Source organism: Lactobacillus sp. UMNPBX19, from assembly GCF_002553805.1.
In the GTDB taxonomy this organism is placed as follows: domain Bacteria; phylum Bacillota; class Bacilli; order Lactobacillales; family Lactobacillaceae; genus Lactobacillus.
In genome coordinates this window covers 1-25,022 of sequence record NZ_PCYR01000006.1, presented here as the reverse complement: position 1 = coordinate 25,022, position 25,022 = coordinate 1, and the positions used below count along the sequence as shown (strand labels likewise).

Annotated in this window: 19 protein-coding genes, 5 tRNA genes and 2 pseudogenes; 7 read left to right on the top strand and 19 right to left on the bottom strand. The window is 33.6% G+C overall.

Annotation, left to right across the window (positions count from 1 at the left end; genetic code table 11):
• Positions 1–60: 60 nt before the first annotated feature.
• From CP370_RS02945 to CP370_RS02930, 4 genes are all read right to left on the bottom strand, one after another.
• Positions 61–132 (bottom strand) — tRNA-Gln (locus CP370_RS02945).
• Positions 133–187: 55 nt separating this feature from the next.
• Positions 188–269: transfer RNA gene (locus tag CP370_RS02940), tRNA-Tyr, on the bottom strand.
• A gap of 88 nt (positions 270–357) precedes the next feature.
• The gene (locus CP370_RS02935; RefSeq protein ID WP_004893431.1) at positions 358–1,266 is read right to left on the bottom strand and encodes an L-lactate dehydrogenase; all 909 of its coding nucleotides are present in this window, start codon (positions 1,264–1,266) and stop codon (positions 358–360) included.
• A 72-nt stretch (positions 1,267–1,338) separates the two neighbouring features.
• Positions 1,339–2,178 carry a MurR/RpiR family transcriptional regulator gene (locus CP370_RS02930; protein WP_087712700.1) on the bottom strand — a complete coding sequence of 280 codons (840 nt, stop codon included), beginning with the start codon at positions 2,176–2,178 and terminating at the stop codon, positions 1,339–1,341.
• Positions 2,179–2,330: 152 nt separating this feature from the next.
• On the opposite strand from CP370_RS02930, the gene CP370_RS02925 reads away from it, so the two are divergent.
• Together CP370_RS02925 and CP370_RS02920 are read left to right on the top strand one after the other, a co-directional pair.
• Complete coding sequence (locus CP370_RS02925) at positions 2,331–2,996, top strand: ribose-5-phosphate isomerase A (protein ID WP_087712698.1); 666 nt, start codon at positions 2,331–2,333, stop codon at positions 2,994–2,996.
• A gap of 5 nt (positions 2,997–3,001) precedes the next feature.
• Positions 3,002–3,988, top strand: coding sequence for a Gfo/Idh/MocA family protein (locus tag CP370_RS02920; RefSeq protein ID WP_087712696.1), 987 nt, complete (start codon positions 3,002–3,004; stop codon positions 3,986–3,988).
• Positions 3,989–4,049: 61 nt separating this feature from the next.
• Here the strand turns inward: CP370_RS02920 and CP370_RS02915 are convergent, their stop codons facing one another.
• From CP370_RS02915 to CP370_RS02895, 5 genes and pseudogenes are all read right to left on the bottom strand, one after another.
• On the bottom strand, positions 4,050–4,370 hold the full coding sequence (locus tag CP370_RS02915; protein ID WP_087712695.1) for a DUF898 family protein: 321 nt from the start codon (positions 4,368–4,370) through the stop codon (positions 4,050–4,052).
• Between the two features lie 61 nt (positions 4,371–4,431).
• A tRNA-Gln gene (locus tag CP370_RS02910) sits at positions 4,432–4,503 on the bottom strand.
• Between the two features lie 189 nt (positions 4,504–4,692).
• Positions 4,693–5,607, bottom strand: coding sequence for a cell surface protein (locus tag CP370_RS02905; protein ID WP_087712693.1), 915 nt, complete (start codon positions 5,605–5,607; stop codon positions 4,693–4,695).
• Positions 5,608–5,963: 356 nt separating this feature from the next.
• On the bottom strand, positions 5,964–6,722 hold the full coding sequence (locus CP370_RS02900) for a hypothetical protein (protein ID WP_087713445.1): 759 nt from the start codon (positions 6,720–6,722) through the stop codon (positions 5,964–5,966).
• Between the two features lie 222 nt (positions 6,723–6,944).
• A pseudogene (locus tag CP370_RS02895) lies at positions 6,945–7,662 on the bottom strand (putative ABC transporter permease).
• 143 nt (positions 7,663–7,805) lie between these two features.
• Between CP370_RS02895 and psiE the strand changes: the two are divergent.
• Positions 7,806–8,210: a phosphate-starvation-inducible protein PsiE gene (psiE, locus tag CP370_RS02890; protein WP_004893411.1), complete on the top strand. Its 405-nt coding sequence runs from the start codon at positions 7,806–7,808 to the stop codon at positions 8,208–8,210.
• Here the strand turns inward: psiE and CP370_RS02885 are convergent.
• The 4 genes and pseudogenes from CP370_RS02885 to CP370_RS02870 all read right to left on the bottom strand — a co-directional run bounded on the left by CP370_RS02885 (position 8,205) and on the right by CP370_RS02870 (position 11,320).
• Complete coding sequence (locus tag CP370_RS02885; protein WP_087713444.1) at positions 8,205–8,726, bottom strand: GNAT family N-acetyltransferase; 522 nt, start codon at positions 8,724–8,726, stop codon at positions 8,205–8,207. The two genes, psiE and CP370_RS02885, sit on opposite strands and share 6 nt — an antisense overlap.
• A 152-nt stretch (positions 8,727–8,878) precedes the next feature.
• A tRNA-Thr gene (locus CP370_RS02880) sits at positions 8,879–8,951 on the bottom strand.
• Positions 8,952–9,049: 98 nt separating this feature from the next.
• Complete coding sequence (locus CP370_RS02875; protein ID WP_087712691.1) at positions 9,050–9,907, bottom strand: aldo/keto reductase; 858 nt, start codon at positions 9,905–9,907, stop codon at positions 9,050–9,052.
• 81 nt (positions 9,908–9,988) lie between these two features.
• Positions 9,989–11,320 (bottom strand): annotated as a pseudogene (locus CP370_RS02870) (FAD-dependent oxidoreductase).
• Positions 11,321–11,443: 123 nt separating this feature from the next.
• On the opposite strand from CP370_RS02870, the gene CP370_RS02865 reads away from it, so the two are divergent.
• Positions 11,444–12,211, top strand: coding sequence for a TIGR02452 family protein (locus CP370_RS02865; RefSeq protein ID WP_087712690.1), 768 nt, complete (start codon positions 11,444–11,446; stop codon positions 12,209–12,211).
• 61 nt (positions 12,212–12,272) lie between these two features.
• Complete coding sequence (gene galE / locus CP370_RS02860; protein ID WP_004893395.1) at positions 12,273–13,265, top strand: UDP-glucose 4-epimerase GalE; 993 nt, start codon at positions 12,273–12,275, stop codon at positions 13,263–13,265.
• Between the two features lie 42 nt (positions 13,266–13,307).
• On the opposite strand, the gene CP370_RS02855 is transcribed toward galE, so the two are convergent.
• From CP370_RS02855 to CP370_RS02840, 4 genes are all read right to left on the bottom strand, one after another.
• Positions 13,308–15,530 (bottom strand): DEAD/DEAH box helicase, encoded by a 2,223-nt coding sequence (locus tag CP370_RS02855; protein WP_087712689.1) that lies wholly within the window; start codon positions 15,528–15,530, stop codon positions 13,308–13,310.
• A gap of 7 nt (positions 15,531–15,537) precedes the next feature.
• Entirely contained in the window at positions 15,538–16,872 is a 1,335-nt protein-coding gene (locus CP370_RS02850; RefSeq protein WP_180707239.1) for an ATP-binding protein, read from the bottom strand.
• 3 nt (positions 16,873–16,875) lie between these two features.
• On the bottom strand, positions 16,876–18,756 hold the full coding sequence (locus tag CP370_RS02845) for a TerB N-terminal domain-containing protein (RefSeq protein WP_087712688.1): 1,881 nt from the start codon (positions 18,754–18,756) through the stop codon (positions 16,876–16,878).
• 113 nt (positions 18,757–18,869) lie between these two features.
• Positions 18,870–19,577: a carboxymuconolactone decarboxylase family protein gene (locus CP370_RS02840; protein WP_180707238.1), complete on the bottom strand. Its 708-nt coding sequence runs from the start codon at positions 19,575–19,577 to the stop codon at positions 18,870–18,872.
• Between the two features lie 282 nt (positions 19,578–19,859).
• On the opposite strand from CP370_RS02840, the gene CP370_RS02835 reads away from it, so the two are divergent.
• Positions 19,860–20,282 (top strand): hypothetical protein, encoded by a 423-nt coding sequence (locus tag CP370_RS02835; protein ID WP_087712686.1) that lies wholly within the window; start codon positions 19,860–19,862, stop codon positions 20,280–20,282.
• Between the two features lie 191 nt (positions 20,283–20,473).
• Here CP370_RS02835 and adhE read toward each other — a convergent pair whose 3' ends face one another.
• A complete protein-coding gene (gene adhE, locus CP370_RS02830; RefSeq protein WP_012846603.1) occupies positions 20,474–23,083 on the bottom strand; it encodes a bifunctional acetaldehyde-CoA/alcohol dehydrogenase in 2,610 nt (869 codons plus the stop codon).
• A gap of 312 nt (positions 23,084–23,395) precedes the next feature.
• Between adhE and CP370_RS02825 the strand changes: the two genes are divergently transcribed.
• On the top strand, positions 23,396–24,769 hold the full coding sequence (locus CP370_RS02825) for an amino acid permease (RefSeq protein WP_087712684.1): 1,374 nt from the start codon (positions 23,396–23,398) through the stop codon (positions 24,767–24,769).
• A gap of 113 nt (positions 24,770–24,882) precedes the next feature.
• On the opposite strand, the gene CP370_RS02820 is transcribed toward CP370_RS02825, so the two are convergent.
• Positions 24,883–24,955, bottom strand: a tRNA-Asn gene (locus tag CP370_RS02820).
• Positions 24,956–25,022: the final 67 nt, after the last annotated feature.

Below are 25,022 nucleotides of genomic sequence, written 5' to 3'. Positions count from 1 at the left end.
ATAACAAAAAAGGTCATCATATGATGACCTTTTTTTCGGGTTGGGTGTTCTTTCGAACTATTGGGTTAGCTGGATTCGAACCAGCGCATGATGGTACCAAAAACCATTGCCTTACCACTTGGCTATAACCCATTTGATTGAACTTTTACTTGTTGTTCAATGCAACCAGCTGAATAAAATTCAGCAATGGAGGCCAGTGGATTCGAACCACCGAACTCAGAGAGAGCGGTTTTACAGACCGCCGCGTTTAGCCACTTCGCTAGGCCTCCGAAACGTTACTTAATTATAATAACGAACTGCCTAGCAAAAAGCAAGTAAAAATTAGAAAAAAATCTAATTTTTTTATTTTAGTATTAACTACTTTAATTGAGCAATATGCTTCTTAATGATATCAGCTGACTCCCTTAGCTTTTCATCTTCTTCAGAAGTTAACTCTAACGGAATAACTTTTTCTACCCCATCTTTTCCAATAATTGCTGGATATCCAATATATGTTTGTACTTCATCTAAATATACAGAAGTTGGTGCAAATAATCTGGCATCACTAAATACAGCTTGAATTAAGCGAACAGCACAAGTCGCAATTGCATATGAGGTATATCCTTTTCCAAATGCTACTTTCATAGAATTTTTATTAGGTTGTGCACTTAATTTTTCCTCTTGCTCTTTTGTGAACAGTTCTTTAGCCGACTTACCATTAACTGAGACAGTTGACCAAGCAGTGAATTGAGATGCTCCATGTTCACCTAAAACAAATCCTGCTACATTTCTTGGATCTTCATTAAGTGCTTCCCCAACAATTCTTTGCATTCTAGCAGTATCTAGGAAAGTTCCAGTTCCGAAAACTTGTTTTTTAGATAAACCAGTAGTTTCTTGTAAAATAGTCGAAATTGCATCACATGGGTTTGAAATATTAATTAGGATGCCCTTGAAGCCAGATTCTTTAATTTTAGCTCCTACTTCCTTAGCATTCTTGGAATTAATTTCAAATTCACCAAATCTATCTCCAGTTTTAACTGTCGCAGCAATATTACCAAAGGAAGTTACAATAATATCAACATCCTTTAAATCGCTATAATCACCTAGAAACACATTAACATGATAATCATTTCTAGCTAAAGTATCACGTAAATCATTATATTCCGCCTCTGCTTTAGCTTGATTTTTATCTAATAAGTATAAATTATCAACAATCCCATGAGTAAATAAAGTAAAAGCGACTGTCGCACCAACATGTCCCATACCAATTACGGCTACATTTCTCATTGTAATTCCTACTTTCTATAAAAATTCTTACACCTTAAGGATAATCCATTTGCCCTAAGTTTTAAATTCATTTTATATCTTTTGACTAGAAACTATTTTTTCATGTTGCTTAATCTTTTCAATTCGCTTCTCGTCTCTTTTAATAAGCAACAAAAATAAGGCTTCAATAATTGTAAAAGCTGCTACACGAGAGAAGTAATATTGATTTTGTAAAACCGTTTGTCTTACTCCTGTTCTTAAATGATAATCACTATTTAACGCAATCGGAGAATCTGGATTATTAGTAATACCGATAATTTTAATTTTATTCTTTTTAGCCAACTCAATTTCTTTTATTAGAGCTGCCGATTCTCCAGAATTTGAAATTACAATTAAACAATCCTTATTGTTTAAATTCATTGTTTGTGCATCTGCTGTTTCAACATTTCCACCAGAAGCAAACGACAAAATACCAATTTGATTAAATTTATAAACTGCATCTGCAGCTACAGGATAGGTATCGCCTTCAGCACTGATTTGAACAATTCTACTTTTTTCAATTAGAGAAAGAATCTGATCTAATTGATCGGTTGGAATATGACCTAAAGTAGATTGAATTTCATTAATTTTATTTTTTTCAATTTGGGCTAGAGCAGCTTGTATATCATCCTTAGGTAGTTCTCTTAAAGATTCACTCTCCTTTTGCCCCATACTTTGTGCAAGTAAAATTTTCAATTCATGAAATCCTGATAAAGATAAATTCCGGCAAAATCTTGTTATAGATGCATCACTTACTTTTGCTTTTTTAGCTAATTGAGAAATTGTAATATTTATAACTTCAACCGGGTTTTCAAGAATTGCTCTTCCAATTTTTTGATCAGAAGCGGACATTTTATTCATTTGCGCATAAATTTTATCAATAATATTTTCCAAAAATTTCCCCTCATTTCATAAAAATTATATCATGCCTATAAAATAATTTTCATATTTTTGCATTTGACGAAAATAATTTTTGAAAGTATTATTGAGTTTGTAAATAATTTTCACAAAATTATATTTATAAAAATAATTTACGGAGAACTAAAATGTCACTAATTAGTCAAAAAGCACTTAGTAAGATTAAACCCAATATGAGTATTAGTTTGGGTGGTGGAAGCAATGTGCTGAATCTCGCAAAAGATCTATATCAAGCACACATTTCGAATCTAACACTCTATTCTCCCTCTGAAATAACTCAAGCTAAATGTAAGCAATTTGGATTAAAGGTACTACCTTTTATTGAAAATTCACCTCACTTAGACCTAGCCTTTGATGGATGTGATAGCATTGATAAAAATTTCAATGCTCTAAAGAGCGGTGGTGGTATCCATCTTTTTGAAAAGCTAGCCGCTGAAAATACGGAAGAATACATCTTATTGCTTCCAGCAGAACGATTTAGAGATGAACTATCCCCTACTATTCCCCTCTGTCTTGAGGTAGTCCCCGCTTGTCTTGAAAATATAATAAACTCTATTCCTGAAGAATACGACTATAAAATTCGTCTGGGTAAAGCAGTAGCATCCTTTGCGCGATCACCATTGGGTAATATTTTAATTGATATTTATCCTCACACTTCTTGGAATAATATAAAAAAGCTGAACAGTTTTCTCCTAAAACAAAATGGGGTTGTAAGTAGTTCATATTTTGAAGGAATTGTTACCAGCATTATAACCGAAACTAAAAATAAAGCAGTTGAAATAAAGAAAGGATAATAATTATGAAAAAATATAATTGGGGTATTATTGGTACAGGATGGATTGCGCATGAAATGGCAGATGCATTGCAAGCTAGCAAAGGTGACGTATACGCAGCAGCTAATCCAAATGAAGATGAATTAAAAAAATTTGCTGCTGAAAAAAGGGTCAAACATATCTTTACTAATCCTGACGAAATGATTAATAATCCAAATATCCAAATTATTTATATTGCTACTCCACATACATTTCACTATGACTACATCAAAAAAGCTTTAAATGCTGGTAAACACGTTCTCTGTGAAAAAGCCATTACAGTGAATGCAGATCAATTTGATGAAGTAGAAAAACTTGCTAAGGAAAAGAATTTGATTCTATCAGAGGGATTTACACTTTACCACATGCCTATTTACCAAAAAGTTAGGAATTTAATTGATAATGGTAAATTAGGCAAAATTAAGCTAGTTCAAGTAAACTTTGGTAGTCTTAAAGACTATGATCCAAGCAATAGATTTTTTAATAAAGCTTTAGCTGGCGGAGCTCTTCTAGATATTGGTGGCTACGCTACTGCTTTTGCAAGAATGTTTTTATCAAAACAACCAGAAAGCATTTTAACAACAGTAAAATTTTTTGAAACGGGTGTTGATGAACAATCAGGAATTATCCTAAAAAATACTCATGACGAGATGGCGGTTATGGCTCTTTCAATGCGAGCAAAACAGCCTAAACGAGGTGTGATTTCTGGAACTAAAGGCTATATAGAAATATCTAATTATCCTCGAGCAACTGAAGCTCAGATTACTTATACTGCAAGTGCTCATGAAGAAAGTCATGAGACAATAACAGCTGGTAAAACTTCTGAAGCACTTGAATATGAAATACAAGACATGGAGCGTTATATCGAACAAGGCCATGATGATGGTGAATTAAGTATTTCAAGAGATGTAGCACATATCTTAACGAGTGTTCGTACTTCGTGGGGAATGAAATATCCATTTGATGAAAAATAATTTTTTATAAATTAAAAGACTAGAGATGGTGCATTTTTTATATCATCTCTAGTCTTTTCTATTAGTTAACAAAAATTGTATTTTTTGCCTTCCAATCGCGAATTTTTATTCCTACCCAAAAGCCATAAATGCCGACTGTAATAATGGTTAAAAGTAGCCACTTAATCCAATTTCCAAATAATCCAAAGGCACTTCCAGTAAATTTCATCCTGTGCCCTTCAATTACAGTATGGTTAATTTCCCAACCATAAATCATGCACACAGCCCAAGGATAGCAAATCCCTAATGTACAAACAGTAATAAGTGTTCCTAAGATATGCCAACCAATAAAAGAAATTAAGCCCCCATCAAAAAAAGAATTACGTCCATGTCTTGTTCCCATTATGATCTCTTCCAATCCAAACTTATGCACAAAAAAAGCCAGGTAAAACCTGGCAAATCTATTGGGTTAGCTGGATTCGAACCAGCGCATGATGGTACCAAAAACCATTGCCTTACCACTTGGCTATAACCCATCCTTCAAGCCTTTTACTTGTTGGCTCTATTTGAATGAACTTAATCACCCAACGATTAATATCATATTATAAATACGAACCTCTGTCAACAAAATTCTCTAAAAAATATTTATTATTTTTTAAAATTAATTAGGAGCATAAAAAAGATCGCCTTTTGGCGATCTTTTTTAGCATAATTCAGTTGATATTTTAGTACCAGCCGTTAGTTTGCCAGAACTTTTGAGCACCAGTCCATGAACCGTAACGTGATTTTACGTAGTTATCTGCTACACGTTCTTGGTTTGCTGCTGAGTAGTCTCCACCAAGGTATGATGCTGATAATTGATACTTACCAATGTATTGACCATTTCTTGCTGAGTATGAACCACCTGATTCACGGCCTGCAATCCAAGCTTTAGCTGCTGCTTCAGAACCAGATACGTTTGAAGTGTAGCTAGTAGTTGCTTGAGTTTGAGCAGTTTGTGCTACTTGAGTAGTTTGCTTTTGTGCTGGAGCATAGCTATAAGTTCTTTGTTGTTGTACAGGAGCTGAGTAAGTACGTTGTACATTGTAGTTGTAGTTAGTCTTAGGAGCTTGTACTTGAGTAGTTTGTTGTGCAGAAGCTACTGGTGCTTGCTTAGTTTGAGCTTGTGCAGGTTGTGCAGAAACTTGTTGTGAAGCTGCAGGAGTAGCTGTTTTTGTTTGTTGTACTTGAGCAGTTTCTTGCTTTTGTACTGGAGCTTGTACAGTAGTTTGTGCTTGAGGAGCTACTGGAGTAGCAACTTGAGCACTAGCAGCATTTCCACCTTCTACAGTGTACTTAGCCATAATCCATTGGTTTGCACCAAGATCATACCACTTGTTACCCATAACATCGTAAGCAGTTCTTACAACTTTCCAAGTAGTACCATGTACTAATTCTTTACCAGTAAAGTTGGCATTTTCAATGCCATCCCAAACGGCAACAGTAGAGTTTGCATTGTTAATAGTTACAACATTAGTATCATTTTGAACAATAGTAGCAGCTTGTGCGTCATTAGTATTTTGTGAATTTAAAGCTACCAAACCAGTTGCGGTAAGAGCAGCTGCTGCAAGTGACTTAGTTAAGATAGATTGAAATTTCAAGAGAAATTCTTCCTTTCATATTTATCAGTCATTTAATTTACAAGTTACATAATACAGCCTCAAAATGTCAAAACCATGACATGAATGCTACCACATTATTAAATAAAAGTGCCTTATGTTACAGTTTATGTAATATTTGTAACTTGAACACGTTTTCTTGTAATATTACTATATAAAACTACTATGCCTTATGAATTAGCCCTATTCTGTCTTACTGCCCCCTTAATGATTTATTAGATGCTAGGTGATAAATAAGACGAGAATGTCACAAAAATGAATTGTGTATTTTCCGTTCTCGGACTACGAATAAAAAAAGAGATATCATAACTGATATCTCTTTTTTTATTCACTAACTTTTAGTACCAGCCGTTTGCTTGCCAGAAACTTTGAGCGTTAGACCATGAACCGTAACGTGATTTTACGTAGTTATCTGCTACACGTTCTTGGTTTGCTGCTGAGTAATCTCCACCAAGGTATGATGCTGATAATTGGTACTTACCAATGTATTGACCATTTCTTGCTGAGTATGAACCACCGGATTCACGACTTGCAATCCAAGCTTTAGCTGCTGCTTCAGAACCAGATACATTTGAAGTGTAACTTGATTGAGATTGTGCAGGTTGAGTTTGTTGTGTACTTTGTACTGAAGAGTAAGTACCTACAGAAGTCTTAGGTGCTGAGTATGAACCTTGAGTAGTTTGAGTTTGTGCAGCAGTATTGTATGAACTTGCTTGTGAAGTAAACAATTCTGAAGCAACATTAGGATCAACAGTATCTTTTCCTAAGCGAGTGTACTTAGCCATTACCCATTGGTTTGCACCAAGATCGTACCACTTGTTACCAGCATCGTCATATGCAGCTCTGATAACTTTCCAAGCAGTTGCATGTGGTAAGTATTGACCAGTCATTTGCTTATCAGGACCGTATGAATTCCAAACAGCAATGCTCTTGTGTGGAAGGTAGTTAATTGTAACAACTTTTTCTTGTTGACCAACAGTAACTTCTGCAGCCTTTACAGTGTTTTGAGTGTTATTTACAATTGCAGCACCTGCTAAAGTAAGGGCAGCAGCTGCAGCAGTTTTAGTTAAAGTAGATTTCAAATTTTTATTAAGCATATCCAAAATTAAATTCTCTCCTTGATAAATTTGATTTGAATCATTATTTCGTCATTTCTATTTACAGCTTATATAATACATGGCCAATATTGCAGAATAGTTCCTAGAAAATTAAGGATATATTTCATCTTGTTACATTCCTGTAATATTTGCGCCTTAAGTTACAATAATGTAACGATGTAATCTTTCTGTAGCAAAACAAAGAAGAGAGAGTCATTTTTCTTAACTCTCTCTTCTTTTCTTTATCCATCTATTCTTAAATTGGTTAAATTTCTTTGTATCAGTAAACTTTAACTGCGGGAAACTCGTAAGGAATCGCTTCTGATTCCAGGATAATGTTTCCATTAATTTATCAAAGGCCTGGTTTAATTTACCTTCATCTAATTTCATGCGAGTGTTCAAGCTCCCATTCCAACTTTTAGTACTCATATGTAGTTTCTCTACACTAAAGATAGTAAGAATAAAGTCTGTTCCCATCACAATTACTATTACTAAAGCAAGATAGCCATGCGTTTTTATTTCTTCCCAAATAATTAACTTTTGAACAAATGGCTGAATGACTTTTACAAGAAAGCCTACCCTTATCCCCAAAATAAAGAAATAATTGGTGCAATCCTACCTTGGACATTGCCCCATAAATGTGAATAGTCCCATAACTTCATATGGAAAACATATTGTAAAAGTACACTAGCGAAATACTCAAAAATTGTCGCTACTATTACACCAACTACATATATAGGAAAAGATTATTTTGAATGCGATAGGTACAGATTAAAATCGTTGTTACTGCAAAGCCATATACGGGACAATAAGACCCAAACAAAAATACCCAATAATTATAATGATGATCCTTAATCGAACAATAGATTGTTTCCCATATCCAGCCAATTACAGAATACGTAAAAAATAAAACAATAATTTCAGAAAAAGTAAACGGCATTTTTAATACCTCATAAGTAATTTTTAGACTCTTCTATATTAAAGATATCATTCTTTAATGAAATTAAGGCGTACAACACCTCTGGAAAAATTAACTAAAAAGCATAAAAATATTCTTATCTGCAATTGAAAGGTACATATATAATGAAGAAATTTAATAAAACAGCTAGTAAATATGCTAATATTCTACGCTTTTTTACTATAATTGCTTTAGGAATTTTGGGGGCTTTAATGCTGATCCTGATGTTTAGTCAATTATTTGCAATAGGTCGTATTATGATTAGCAATAATTTAATTAACATACCTACGAAAGTGTTAGATGAAATAGTCACTTTCTTCTTATTCTTTGAATTTTCGGCTATGATCGTGGCAGCCTTAAAGCATATGGGGCATACAAGCTTAAACTTTTTAATGAGTCTAGGAATTACAGCCCTTTTAAGAAATTTAATTACTGCGCATGGTGAACCAATGCAAATTTTAATTCATGCAGTAGCAATATTATTACTAATTATTGGAGTAGTAATTTTGAACAAACATATCAAATTATAGATTTAATTCATAGGCTAAACGACTAGGATCCTCTGGATCTTCATCAACCATAATAATCCCACGTTCAATAAAATTATTTTTTAAAGCTAAATGTTGCATAATTTGATTTTTACGTGATGTATCAATTCTAAAATTTTTAATTCCTTGATTTACCATAATTGAAATCAAATCTGAAAACATAAAATTAGCTAAGTGCATCCCGCGATACTTACTGCTAATAGCTAAACGATGAAAAGTAGCATAATCATCGTTAGTATTTTTCCACTCCCCATTTATTTTCTGATAAGTCGGCTCTATCCCAACAACACTTGCCGCATAGCCAGCCACCTTATCATCTACTATTAAAACCAAGGCACTTTTATTTTTGATATCAGTTAAAATTGTATCTTCGTTTGGATAGGTTCCTTGCCATTGACTACTTCCGCTTTGCTTTAGAAAATCTTTTGCTTCATTAATAATACCCATGATATTTGATAAATCGGCGTTAGTGGCATAGCGTGTATAAATTAAAGTCATAATCTCACTCATTTCATTTTTCTACTAGTATACCTAAAAGCAGGGCTTAGGCCCTGCTTTTTAGGTTATATTGAATGTTAATGTAAAAAAAGAGCCTGCCAAATAAAGTTTTCTAAAACTTTATTTGAAAGACTCTTAGTTAATACCCTGAGTGCTGAATGCCAGGATCGAACTGGCGACCTCTTCTTTACGAGGGAAGCGCTCTACCAACTGAGCTAATTCAGCATTAACACTAGAATTATAACAAAGATTTTCTTCCCCTGTAAAGCATCAGTAAAATTTTATAAATAAAAAAGTCGAAGTAACCCTACTTCGACTTTTAATTAAAAGCTAGCCGTATCTGGATCAGTAGCTAAGCCACTAACTCCATGTAAACTATCTAATTTGCTCATCTGCTCATCATTTAATTCAAAATCAAATACATCAATATTGGCTGCAATGTATTTATCGTGAACTGATTTAGGTAAAGGTAAAAATCCGTGTTCTAGCGACCAACGAATTAAAACCTGAGCTGGTGATTTTCCAACTTCATTAGCTATTTCGTTAACAACTTCATTTCCTAACAAACCACCCGTGCCTAATGGACTATATGCTTCACTTAATAATCCTAACTCTTTATTTACTTTCACTACATCTGATTGTAAATCACTTGGATTAAGCATAATTTGGTTAACGGCTGGTTTTATTTCTGCAGTTTTAAACAATTCCTCTAGGTGATGCTTTCTAAAATTAGAAACTCCAATAGCTCTAATCTTACCCGCCTTAACCGCTTCTTCCATAGCTCTCCAGCTTTCCGCATTTGCTTCAGCCCAGTGATCTCGAAGAGCCAATGGATTAGGCCAGTGAATTAAATATAAATCTAAATAATCTGTCCCTAAATTTTGCAAACTTTTATCAATTGCAGCTTTTGCTTCCTTATAACCGTGATCTGAATTCCAAAGTTTAGTAGTAATAAATAAGTCATGGCGGTTAATGCCACTATTCTTAATTCCTTCTCCTACACTTTCTTCATTTCCATAAGCTGCAGCAGTATCAATATGTCTGTAGCCGCTATTCAATGCTGCTTCAACTACGTGTTTTGCCACATCCCCGTCTGGAGTTTGCCAAGTACCAAAACCAATAATAGGAATTTTGACACCATTATTCAATGTGTATGTATCTTCAACTGAATTAAATTTCATATTTTTCCTCTTTTCTTTAATTACTTACATTATAAAAGTAATTTATGCTTTTTTTATGAAATTTAGCTTTTCACAATGAATTTATTTAAATAAGTCATTAAAAGCTTCAGACATGGTCGGATGCGTATAAATCTGATCTCTTAGAACCGTATAGGATAAATGGGCCTTCATCGCTAAAGAAATCATGTTAATCAATTCATATGACTCAATTCCATAAAGTGTAGCCCCTAGAATTTTTTCGGTTTCTGGGTCAACGAGTGCCTTAAATAAACCTCTATTGTCTTTTGCAACTTTTGCTTTAGGAATTGCTGTAACGGGCAACTTAAATAACTTGTATTCTTTTTCTAATTTATTTGCTTGCTTCTCATTTAAACCAACTTGAGACAAAGCGGGTGAAATAAATACACTATAAGGAATTACCTTTCGGTCACTAACCATGCGAGCACCCGTACCAAACAGTTGATCTTTAATAATTCTAAAATCATCTAAAGAAATATAGGTAAATTGAAGACCTCCTTTAACATCCCCAATTGCCCATACATTATCCACAGTAGTTCTTAGAAAATCATCTACTTTTATAGCGCCACGATCAGTCGTTTCAATTGCAGTATTTTCTAAACCTAAGTTTTCAGTATTTGGCTTACGACCAGTTGCTACCAAAATTCGGTCTGCATTAATCGTCTTTGTTTTTCCATTTATTTGATAAGTAGCTTTTGCATCAGTTTTTTCATCAGTAATCTTTTCAATATCAGCGCCAAATTCAAACTTAATACCAGCGTCTTCCATATCTTTTCTTACCGCATTACTAATATCCTCATCTTCACGGACTAAAAATTCCTTATTATGATCAAGCACTGTAACTTTACTACCATATTTTGCAAACATACTAGCAAATTCCAACCCAATATATCCCGCTCCAATAATTGTTAAATTCTTTGGTATCTTCTTTTCATCCATAGCTTGAGTTGAATCAAGGATATACTTGCTTTCTTTTAAGCCAGGGATTGGTAACATCACTGGAACTGCACCAGTATTAATGAAAATACGGTCTCCTTTATACTAAGCTTTTTTACCATTCGGAAGTTCTACTTCAATTTCATGATCAGCAATAAAATGAGCTTTTCCGTCTAATACAGTTACAGTCTTTTCATCTGCAAGCATATGATAGTTTTTCTCCCGCAATTGTGCAGTCATTTCATTTTTACCATTTACTGCATCCACATAAGAGACACCATTTGCAGCTTCAATAATTAATCTTTTTGAAGGTAGGCAGGCAATATTAATGCAAGTACCTCCATACATCTTATTAGATTTTTAAATTACTATTACTTCTTTTCCCTTTTGTGCTAGAAACTTAGCTAAGGTTTTCCCACCTTTTCCAAAGCCGATAATTATGTTTTTAATTGTTTCTATATTATTTTCATCTTACTTTTTATAAGTTTGTTCTTTTAACTATTATTTTATACATATAATATTAATTTGCATCTTTTATGCTTATAATTTTTATATAAAATCATTTTATTTATAGGTAAAAAAATGGGAATTGTAGAACAACATATAAAAATGGCAAAAAAGCATAATAAAATAATAGGGAAAAAATATAAGACTGAAATAAAGCATAGTGCTATACAAAGTAAAATATTTACCAATGCCTCAGAAGTGAAATATACAGGAAATAATTACCCTATTTTAAGTTTTAAAAATATAGATTCAGCACATGCAGGAATATCTCTAAAAGAAAAAGATTCTAATCTAAAAGTAGCTATTCTTAATTTTGCAAATTACACCATCCCAGGAGGAGGCTACTTACACGGAGCACTAGCTCAAGAAGAAGTTTTATGTCATCAATCAGATCTTTATCAAGTTCTAACCAAATTTTCTCAATACTATAGCTGGAATCAAATGAATCTCAATCAAAACTTATATGAACATCGTGCTCTTTATACTCCTAATATCGTATTTACAAATTTAGACGGAAGTTTTGTTAATACACTAGACGTTATCACTTGTGCCGCTCCTTGTTATACTATCGCCAAACATACTAATATTTCTTATGAAAAAGCTTGTATAGTACTAAAGAAAAGAATGGAATTTGTAAAAAACATCGCTGAATATGAAAGAGTAGATAAATTAATTTTAGGGGCTTGGGGAGCTGGCGCATTTGGTTTTCGTGGAATTGAGGTTGCTAAAATGTGGCATGATGTATGGCGCACTCCTTCACCGATTAAAGAAATACAATTTGCAGTAATAGATCATTTAGGATTTCAAAATGCACAAATTTTTAAATCAGAATTTTCAAAATAATCTAGTATGATAAAATTAACTTGATTCGGTTATTATTTATTTAAAAAGGAGTAACACGTTAATGCGAGTATTAGTTATCGGCGGAGCTGGTTACATTGGCTCTCACGCTGTTAGAAAATTAATTGAAGAAGGAAACGATGTTGTTGTCCTTGATTCTCTCTACACTGGTCACAGAAAGGCCGTAGACAAGAGAGCTAAATTCTATCAAGGTGACATTGAAGATACTAATTTAGTAAGCAAAATCTTACGTGATGAAAATATTGACGCAGTAATGCACTTTGCTGCTTACTCATTAGTTGGTGAATCAGTTAAGAAACCTTTGAAATACTATGATAATAATGTTTCTGGGATGATTTCACTACTTCAAGCTATGGAAGATGCTAAAGTTAAATATTTAGTCTTCTCTTCTAGTGCTGCTACTTACGGTATTCCTGAAAAATTACCAATTACTGAAGACACTCCATTAAATCCAATTAACCCATATGGTGAAACTAAGATGATGATGGAAAAAATTATGCACTGGGCTGACAAGGCTAATGGCATTAAGTCAATCGCCCTTCGTTACTTCAATGTAGCTGGTGCTTCAAGTGATGGTTCAATCGGTGAAGATCACGGACCTGAAACTCACTTGATTCCTAACATTTTAAAGAGTGCTATTGCGGGCGACGGTAACTTCACTATTTTTGGGGATGACTATAACACTAAAGATGGTACTAACGTCCGTGACTATGTTCAAGTTGAAGACCTAATTGATGCTCATATCTTAGCTCTTAAGCATGTGATGGACACTAATAAATCTGATGTCTTTAACTTAGGTACTGCACAAGGATACTCTAACTTAGAAATTCTTGAAGCTGCTAAGAAAGTTACTGGTATCGACATTCCTTACACTATTGGTGCAAGAAGAGGCGGAGACCCTGACTCCTTAGTTGCTGATTCAAGCAAAGCTCGTAAAGTTTTAGGCTGGAAGCCAAAACACGAAGATGTTGATGACGTAATTGCTACTGCTTGGAACTGGCACAAGAGTCACCCAAAGGGTTACGAAGATAAATAAATAAAAAAAATCCATTCAGTCGTGAGGATTGAATGGATTTTTTTATTGCAATTGATTAACGCATTTTCTCATTTCTTCAATATCTAAAATACTATGAGCAAATTCTTTTCTCACTAATTCATCGGGTAAATATTCATCATATTTATCAAATACCGGTACTTCATTTGGATACACTAGCTCTAATGGGTCAAAATCCTTATTGGCTTCTTCTACTAAAATTTCTAAAAATTCTTCCTTACTTACATCCATTGCAAATTGCATAAAATATGGACGACTAGAATTAAAGCCGCGCAAGCCAATTCGTTTAGCACACTTAATTTTGATCAATCTTTCTAAAGCTAAGAATGCATATGTTCCTGTCCACGGAAAGAGACACCACATTTTTCCACCTAAGTTAATCAAGTTACTTTCTAGCATACCCGAAGTTTTAGCAGTATCACGCACTTCTTTAAGACGTGCAATAGCATGTTTCATTAGATAGGGGTATTGCTTTTGCTCGGTTAAAATTTTATTCATTCTTTGTAAAATCTCAGGCTGAATATCGCCTGCAACATCCCCAAAATATGCCGGAATACGTCCTTTAACAGGATGGCAATAGACTTGATGTCGCTTACGATCTACATCCTCTACTACCCAAACACGACCCGCTATCGCTATTTTATCCCCAACCGGCGGTGGTTTAACAATAGTTCCCAGCTCTTCTGATTCTGACTTAACAGAATATTCTTCATTTTCTTGAAAAACAGCATAAAACTTAAAATTATTAACTATGCGTTCACCACTTAGACCTACAATTAAACCACCATTTTCAGTTTGCTGAATATGATCTTCTTTAATTAGATGTCTAAGTAATACTCGATAATCATCTTGACTAACATTCCGAAAATAATGCAGTGTCAATACTCGCGAAGCTAGCTCTGCAGGCGTCATTTCACCATTGGAAGCTAAAGTAGACATAGTCTGATGGTAGAGCAAACTATACGGTAAGCGATTGGGTTCAGGAGGTTCTACCCATCTTTCTTCTAAATAGAGTTGAATTAAAGCAATCCCTTGTAATAAAGACCAAGGAATAATCTCAGGAAGCATAGCACGGGATTCAGGATGCGATTCGCGCATTACAAACCACATTTCAGAAGGATTGCCTCTACGTCCTGTCCTTCCCATCCTTTGTAAAAAGCCAGATACAGTAAATGGCGCATCAATCTGAAAAGCACGCTCTAATTTTCCAATATCGATGCCTAATTCAAGTGTGGCAGTAGCACAAGTAGTCATCAAAGAATCTTCATCTTTCATTTCTGCTTCAGCTGTTTGCCGATAAGCAGCCGATAGATTACCATGATGAATTAAAAAACGGTCTGGTTCATGTTTTACTTCACAGTATTGTCTTAATATCTGACAAACTGCTTCACATTCTTCACGGCTATTAGTAAAGACTAAACATTTTTTGCCGCGTGTATGTTCAAAAATATAAGCCATTGATGGATCAGCTGTGTTTGGAGCTTGATCACTTTTCTCATCTAAAACTGGTTGAGCAGGATCAAAATCATTACTATCAGCCTGTGGGCCATTATCGTAAAAGTGTTCCATTGATAGCCGCCAAACTTGTCCCCTTACTTCTACTTTAGGAACAGTAGTTTTACGTTTAGAACCAGCCCCTAAAAATTCAGCCGCAGATTTTGTATCACCAATTGTTGCAGAAAGTCCAATACGACGAGGATCAACACCGGCTATTTTAGATAATCTCTCGATTAAACAAAAGGTTTGGCCTCCACGGTCAGATCTTAAAAAAGAATGCAATTCATCAATTACTATATATCTCAGATCATGAAACAAATTGGGGATATCCATGTGTTTATTAATCATCAATGACTCTAAAGATTCCGGTGTAATTTGTAAAATACCAGAGGGATGTTTAAATAATTTTCTCTTTTGTGTCTGGGTCACTTCGCCATGCCAACGCCATACAGGAATATCAACATCCTGACAAAGTTCGTTTAAACGTTCATATTGATCATTAATTAAGGCTTTTAGCGGAGAAATATATAATACACCCACTGATTGAGGAGGATTTTCATAGAGATCAGTTAAAATTGGAAAAAATGCAGCTTCCGTCTTACCAGAAGCAGTCGACGCAGCTAGCAAGACATTATCTCGACTATTAAAAATAGTTTCTGCTGCTCCAACTTGAATTGAACGGAGATTTTTCCATCCATGTTCATAAATATAATCTTGAATAAAGGGAGCAAAACGTGTAAAAATATCCATTTTTCACTTAAATTCTAAACTCAGCAAAATCATCAGACTTTTCATTAGAAACTGCCTCTGATTCGGCATAAGAAAACTTACCCGAATTAAGTAGTTTTTCAATGTCAGTCTCTGGATTTTGCCAAACAATGTCTAATAATTCAATAAAATCACGAATAATTTCACGTGGCGTAATATTTGTTGATGCTCCTACACGTGAATATTCAATTTTTATGAACTTTTGTAAATCATCCTCTGTAATTGTTTTTTCATATCCATACAGATTAGCATGCATATCTGCAAGTTTTTCAGTTAAAACAAGCATTTCTTCTGGAGTAAGAGGATCAAGCTTAATAACAGGTGCATACATATCTCGATTGCCGGCTTCAGAAAATTTTCCACTAGCAAGACGTGATCGCAATGCTTCATATGAATATACTCCGCGTCTCTTATCTTCAATTGCCTGCGGGGTTCCACCCATAATAATTCCAAGATACTTCGACTTTCCTTGTAAGGCATCGTTGTACATTGTTAATATTTTTTCATAGTTATATTGGCGGCTAATACTATTCGGGATTTTATAAATATTGACCAATTCATCAATCATAATCATCAAGCCCGCATATCCAGCTTGTCTAAAAAACGATGCGAATAATTTTAAGTACTCATACCAATCGTCATCAGATATTACAATATCGACTCCTAATTCTTTTTTAGCCTGTGTTTTATTGGCATATTCACCTCTAAACCACTTAACAACTTTGGCTTTTGTTTTCTCATCATCATTGATATAGGCTTGATAATACATTTCAAGTAACTTTGCAAAATCAAACCCGTGCACTAATTCAGAAAGATTAGAAATTACTGCATAAATTTTCTTATTGACTGCGTCTTCAAAGGCAGGAGTATCATCATTTAATCCTGTATCTGATTTAACTTGCATTTGAACCGAATTAATCCAGCGATCCAAAATCAAGGTTAGTGCTCCACCTTCAGGCCTAGTTTTGGTAGAAAGATTTTGAATTAGTTCTCGATAAGTGGCCAATCCTTGCCCTTTTCCACCCTGCAGCCGTCTTTCCGGCGATAAATCAGCATCAATCACAACAAAGTTTTTATCCATTACATAATTTCTAATAGTTTGAAGTAAAAAACTCTTTCCCGAGCCATACCGACCCACTATAAATCTAAAAGAAGCTCCTCCATCTTTGATTAGCTCTACATCATGTAATAAAGCTTCAACTTCGGCTTTTCTTCCAACAGTAATGTATGGTAATCCGATTCTAGGTACTACTCCTCCTTTTAAAGAATTCAAAATAGTTTGAGCTATTCTTTTAGGCACTTTTCTATTTTTATTAATAGCCATACTTTAGTTTGTTCCTTTCAAAAACATATCTTCTAGATCTTCTTGGTAATCTTCAACTACTGTAGGTATATCATTTATAAACTCAATGACATTATCACCAAATTCATCAAAAAGTTTTTCATTTATGTTATCAATTATAACGGCAGCCATTAAATGTTGTCCTTTAAGATATTTGTTTAGATCTTTTCCTTTTAAAAGCAAAGTTATGGTGGTCGTCTCTTCTGAGCTTAACCCGTAGTTTTCTTGCTCATCATCTACAACAGCTTCTTCAATTTGCTTATTTTCTTCTTGCTCAGCTTGAAGCTCTTCTTCAGTTAATAAACTGTCTCGAGTCCCTGCTGCATCAGCTCGAATTGTAGATAACTGGGCCAGGTTAAATTCAATTTTAGGTTGTTTTGATTTTTGTTTCTCTATTTGATATTCCTTAATTCCATCCCTAATAGCCCTAAGATAATGCTTTTCTATTTTTCGAGGTTTTAAATTTCGTCCCAAATTAAAACGTAATCTTATTTCTCGATCTACTTCATGCAAAAAATTACCCATAATACTTTTTTGACCGGTCAATCCCCAGTAAGACTCACAATACCATGTATTTTTTTCTTCATCATAAAAATATTTTCTAATTTGATCGATTTCATAACTAGTTGTCTTTGGCTCTAGCTGATGATTAAATACAGCAGCTGAAAATAGTTGAACTGTCATCTGATTCTTATAAGCAATATAACTATTAAAAAAATCAAATCCATCATTCCGTAAATCTAAAATTTTGCGCCAAATTAGGACTAAAAGATGTTCAAATTTTTCTATATTCTTTTTATACAAGGGACAATTGCCAATCTTATAATTAGATAACTTCATTAAGCTTCCTGCAACTTCGTGCCTAGAAAATTGATCTGGTGATAACAACCGTTCATACTTTTTATCATTATCTTTTTCTTTAACAAAAAACGTATCATTTGCTTTATTTATATTGTAAAAAACAATATAATCACGAATCCATCTTTCAAGATAAGCTCCTATTTCCGGTGAAAATTTTTGCGCATAATTTTTATTAAAAGTAATTAACTTATCTAATCCTTCTTCTGGATCCTTAATTCCAATTCCATTTAGTAATTCATACAAATAAATGTAAGCATATGAATCTGAAATTTTTTCATAGATATTTTGTCTAATTTTCGTACGCCAAGTGAAATACGTCCTTGCTTGTCCCACTGTTAAGTCATGGTAAGTTGGATAATATCGTAGGAAAGTTTGTTTTCCTTCATAGTGATCCTCGTATAAAGCCATTAATTTACCCTGTAAATAAAAATTTTGTTCTCTACGAACAGATCCTGGTAAAGAATATTGATAGTACTCAATCATCTTTTTTATTTCTTTAGGAACAAACTGGGTATCTTCAAAATTTAAATTAATTTTTTCTTCTGTAGATTTTTCTTCTTTTCGAAGTATATTAGATGACCTTTTCCAATTTTTAAAGTTTAATTTTTGCTCATGATAGACACTTTCCTCATCATTTTGAATAGTATCAGGAATATAAATTAATTTTTCAGGATTAGGTCGTTTATTGGACATGAGAGCGATTTTAAAAGCATATTCCAATGCTTTTTTTATTTTTTGATTACTTAACCCTAAGCTAACTTCAACCCACTTAGCTTCTTTTATTAAGGATGAAGTTGAAAAGCCGGGTAAGTCTTTAATTGTTGCTGCAAAATCTCCACAATTAATGTTTAAACTTTTATTTTTAGGATCTAAATTTAAAAGAGCAAACCAATTTTTAGTAATCGGTGAACTAAAAGTTACCAAATTAGGATTGTCATTAACTTCACTAATACTATTTTTTCCAAAATGTCTTATAGCATAACTTAATAATTCATCGGTATTCATGGGTCTAGCTCCTTTCGAACATATATTCTACTATATTTTTATTTGTCTAGCCATGAAGGTGCAATAAAAAAGCACTGAAACCATAATGATCTCAGCGCTATTAAATAGCCTCACTATTTTACTTGATTAATAACATTAATTGCATTTAAGCTACGAGGATAGCCAATAAAGGGAACATTAGCTAAAACAATCTTCGTTAAGAATTGTTGATCATTTCCTAGACCTACATTAGCCTTGGCGTGGGCCAACAATTGTGGTTCACACCCTCCTTGAGCAGCCAAATAACAGAAAGTTATCATTTCTCTCTCTTTATCGTCTAAGCCTTTTCTGGTGTAATAATCCCCAAAACAATTATCTACTAACCACTTATTGATAATACCCTTTTTAGCAAAATCTTTCATTTGTAGTCCAAATAATCTAATTTGAGTTTCTTCACCTTTTTCAAGACGATTTTTCATAGTAGTGGTAGCTTGACTAGGTAATGGCAATTTAACACCACGATCGAGCAAAACTTGATTTGTTGCTTCAAAAAATGGCATTACACGTCCTAATCCTAAATAATCAACCGCTTGATAAACTACTTCTTTTGCTTCAACTGGGCTTACTCCATTATCTAGAGCAACCGGAAGCATTAAGCTATATTCTTCTAAACCTTGCATCCCTAACAAATAAGCTAAGTTAGATAATAATTTTGTTTTATTTGGTAGGTCTACGTCATCTTGGACTTCCTCAAAAGCAAAATGACCAATTCTTTCCCAAGCTTCAGGATCATTTACTTTTAAAATTTTTTCATGGATATTTTTTGCATCTTCTCTAAGCATTATTTCACTCTTCTTTCTTATAACTTATTATAAAAGCTAAAAATTCTATTTAAAACTACTTTATATGCATGTAGAAATATACTATTAAAACATAGATTCATAAATAACATTATCGTAACTTGCGTTATTAATATTCAAAGCATAGCCATATATATTTATGAAAGTATTAGTTATTTCAGACCTATACGCTTATTTTATAAAATAACATTTTTAATATATAACTATTAGATTCTATAGTAAAGATGATTAAGTTAATAGAATGATTTTAGGAGGTATATTGTTATGACAGATTATGCAAAAAGAGAAATGAAAGCATTAGACAGAATTGCTAAGAAGATTTCAGATGCAGAAGGTCACTTAACAAAGATTGAAGATAGTATTGATGATAAGAAACATCGCACCGCTCAACATGAAACAATTAAGGATATTAAGTCAATTCTTAAGCACGCAAGAAAAGTCGACAAAGACGAAGACAAGATCGAAGAATTCAAAGGCGAAGGTCCTAAGGATTCAACGGAAAACCACTACGTCTATGAAGAAGAAGAACCTTTTATCAACGATTTGAAGAAGGACTTCGCAGAATTAGATGACAAACTTGCTAAGTTAAATGACTTCAGCGGTGGAGATATTGATGCTTTCAGAACTGAACACCACTATCTTGAAAAGGCTCAAGACATCTTGAAGAAAGCCGGCAAATTAAATTAGTCTAATTTATAGTAATAGTTTTATAGTTTAATTTACATACATACAGAAAAAGAATGATATATTCCTTACCCTCTTTGGTAAAGAATTATCATTCTTTTTGTTTTTGATCAAAATAAAAAAGGGAAAGCAATATATTGCTTCCCCTTTTACGTGCGAATTCATATTAATATTTTAAGAGAGATACGAAAAAATTAAGCTTTAATACCCTTTCCAGTGTATGTTTCTTTCATTAGATTCTTAATTTCACTAATCAATAACGCAGAAGGATTTGTTACAACGTTTTGGTCGCCATAGGCTTCAACAGCCATGTTTTCTACCTTATTATTAAAATCAGCTTCACTAATTCCATTAGCTTTAAGGCTTAACTTCATCCCAACAGCATGTCCTAATTCAACAACTTTCTTGATTAAAGCATCAATTAGTTCTTGGTCGCTATTTCCTTTTAATCCCAGACTACGTGCAATTTCTGCATAATCTTTATCAGCTCTAAAAGTTGAATAATGTGGGCGCATAGCAAGTTTTCTAGGCTTTTTAGAATTGAATCTAATCACATATGGCATTGCAATAGCATCACTTAAGCCACTTGGAATACCAAACTCAGATGATTCTGTATGAGCAATTGCATGTCCTACACCTAAGAATGCATTTGCATATGCCATACCAGCTAAAGTAGCTGCATTATGCATTCTACTTCTAGCATTTTGATCACCATTATATGATTTTTCTAAGTTTTCAAAAATCAACTTAATAGCTTCCATCGACCAGCCACGAGTAAAATCAGTAGCCATAGTCGAAACATAACTTTCTACTGCATGAGCTAATGCTTCAAAACCAGAGCGAGCAATCAATTCCTTTGGCATAGTTTCTACAAATTGATCGTCAACAATGGCAACATCAGGATTTAAAGAATAATCACAAAGAGTGTGTTTAATTCCGGTCTTTGCATCTTTAATAATTGAAAATGGTGATACTTCTGAACCAGTTCCTGAAGTAGTTGGAATACATACTAATTGGATAGCATTATATTTTGGAAATCTTACCGTTCTTTTTCTAATATCTAAAAATTTTGAATAAGCATCTTCAAAACTCATATCTGGATTTTCATAGAATAATCGCATTACCTTAGCAGCATCCATTACAGATCCACCACCAATAGCAATCACGACATCCGGCTTAAAGATATTCATCCGGTGAACACCGTCAGCAATTATATCAGTATCAGGATCCTTAGTTACTGCTTGAAAGACTTCATAGCTCTTTTTACCACGACGTTGACTAATGATATCAGTAATTTTATTAATGTATTTGCTTGCTACACCTTCATCAGTCACGATGAAAAATCTTTCAACATCAGGCATATGCTTTAAATAATTTGCTGCATTATGTTCAAAATATGTCTTCTTTGGAACCTTGATCCATTGCATATTATCACGACGTTTTGCAACTGTCTTAATGTTAAGCAAGTCTCTAGCACCAATATTATGTGAAAAAGTATTAGCACCATATGAACCGGTCCCCAAAGTAAGGGAAGGAAGCATATTGTTGTACAAGTCACCAACGCCACCAACTGAAGCTGGAGAGTTAACCAAAATACGGCATGCATCCATTTTCATTGAAAACTCATCAATTACTTTTTCATCTTGAGAATGAACCCCCGCAGTATGACCACGCCCACCATAATTTAGAAGGTCGGTACAAATCTTATAGGCATCTTCATGACCGTTAGCTTTATACATGGTAAATACAGGAGAAAGCTTTTCAGCAGATAAAGGATACTTTTTACCCACACCTTTGTATTCTGCAATAATTACCTTAGTATCTTCTGGTACATCTACTCCACATAATTTTGCAATTTGATAAGCCGAACGACCAGCAACTGGACCAGCAACAGTTCCTCTCTTAGGATCAATGAATTTTTCTTCAAACTTCTTAATTTCATCTGGTTTTAAGAAATAACAATTCCAAGACTTAAACTCATCTTTTACTTCGTTATAGATATCCTCATCAACTACTACAGAATTTTCGGAGGAACAAATCATACCATTATCAAAAGTCTTAGAGAGGACAATATCATAGACGGATTCTGGAATATTGGCGGTCTTTTCAATATATGAAGGACCATTACCTGGACCAACACCGATTGCAGGTTTACCAGATGAATAAGCTGCCTTAACCATTCCAGGACCACCAGTAGCTAAAATAGTTTGAACATTTGGATGATTCATTAAAGTACTAGTTGCTTCAAGACTTGGATATTCGATCCATTGAATAGCATCTTTAGGAGCACCAGCTTTAATTGCTGCTTCTCGAATAATTTCACCAGTTTTTACACAACTCTTTTGTGCTTGTGGGTGGAAACCAAAAATAATAGCATTTCTAGTTTTTAAAGCAAGCATAGCTTTAAAGATTACAGTTGAAGTTGGGTTAGTAACGGGAGTTACTCCAGCAATTACGCCTTTAGGTTCTGCAATTTTAACTAATTGTTTTTCTTTATCTTCTTCAATAACGCCAACAGTTTTTTCATGACGAAGACTATTCCAAATATTTTCACTGGCAAACATATTTTTAATAGTCTTATCTTCTACTACTCCACGACCAGTTTCTTCAACAGCCATTTTTGCAAGTAAATAACTATTCTGTTCCCCAGCACTTGCAATAGCTTCACAAATTTTATCAACTTTTTCTTGATCAAAATTGGCCATCTCATCTAAAGCAACATGAGCTTTTTCTACATAGCCATCAATCATTTTATTTACATCAATTGCTTTTTCTTCTTTTGTCGCCTTTTTATCTTGCACCATTTAATTGGGCCTCCTACTCGGAAATCTAGGCATTTTTTTGAACAATGACAGTATAGTCCTTATATCCAACACTTGTAAATGACTTTGTGCATCTTTTTACAAATTCACAATATGATAAAAAGTAAGAAATAACTGTTTTCAATAATGTTATCGGTTACATTTTGTATAATATTGAAAAATTTTTCACAAAAGTATCAAGTAATTTTTTTATTCATAATCTTATAAAAAATCTTAAAAACTATACGTTTTATCAGTTATCATAGATTTTTATGTTAAAATTTTAATAAACTATGAAAGGAGTTTTATATTTTAATGTCAAAAAATATCTCGGAATCATCTGAGGTTAAAACTATGAAACGGAGTTTGACAAACGCCCATATTCAACTAATTGCATTAGGGGGAACAATTGGAACAGGACTATTTCTAGGAGTTGGAAATAGTATTGAACTAGCTGGTCCTGCAGTAATTTTTATCTATTGCCTAGTTGGATTCTTTCTTTTTCTGTTAATGAGAGCACTCGGAGAACTGATACTTTCAGATATTAAGAAAAATACCTATATTGATTTTATTTCAGAATACTTAGGAAAAAGTATTGGAACAACAACAGGATATTTATATTGGTTCAGTTGGTTGACTCTCGCTATGGCAGAAATTACTGCTCTAGGAATTTATTTTCAATATTGGTGGCCCAACCTGCAAAGTTGGATTCCCGGATTAATTACTTTATTAGTACTATTAGGTATTAATCTAATTTCAGCACGGGTATTTGGAAACTTAGAATTCAGTTTTGCAATTATTAAAATTGTAACAATTATTGCATTTGTTATTCTTGTCTTCTACCTATTAATTACAAATTCTTCAACAAAGTATGGGCATGTTAGCTGGAATAACATGATGATTGATGGCAGTATTTTCGCCAAAGGCCCTAAAGGCTTTTTATTAGGTTTTCAAATGGTAATCTTTAGTTTCATCGGCGTTGAGTTAATTGGTTTAACTGCTGCTGAAGCAAAAGAACCAAAGAAAACTATTACACGTGCTATTGACCAACTGCCTGTTCGAATTATTTTATTTTATGTGCTTGCAATTCTAAGTATCTTATTAGCAATTCCTTGGACAAAGGTTTCAACTTCAAGTTCACCATTCGTCCAAGCATTAGGTGCAACAGGAATAAAAAATGCAGGTTCAATAATTAACTTTGTTGTTATAAGTGCAGCCATTTCATCAACTAATAGCTTTATCTATAGTGCGGGCCGTTTATTATTTTCAATAAATTACAATGGTAAAAACAAAATCAGTAAGCATTTAGGTAAGTTGGATCATCGACAATTACCTAAAAATGCTTTAGTATTCTCAACAGTTTTAATTGCATTAGCACCTCTTTTAAATCTCTTTTTAAAGGATGCTTTTACCTTTATTTCTTCCACTGCAACGAGTATGTTTTTATTAATTTGGTCAATTATGATCGTGACTCATATGACTTACCGTAAAAAGACACCAAAGAATGAACTTCCAACATTTAGAATGCCGTTATATCCAATATCAGATATAGCAGTACTAATATTTTTTATGGCAATGACTATTGTGTTACTAATATTTCCAAATTATCGAATTCCAATGATAAGTGCAGGAATAATTTTTACAGTTTTAGTATGTCTAACTCACTTTATACAGAAAAAAAGTAATTAATATTAAATCCTCTAGTTAAGAAAACTAGAGGATTTTTTCATGAAAAATAATAACTATACAAAAAAAGGAAGAACAAAGATAATCCTTCATTCTTCCTTTAACTCATTACTTTACTCCGGCTGTCAGACTCGAACTGACGACAACCTGATTAACAGTCAGGTGCTCTACCAACTGAGCTAAGCCGGAATATTAAAAAAGAGCACGGCGACTGCCTACCCTCGCAGGCAGTTTCCCACCAACTACTCTCGGCGTT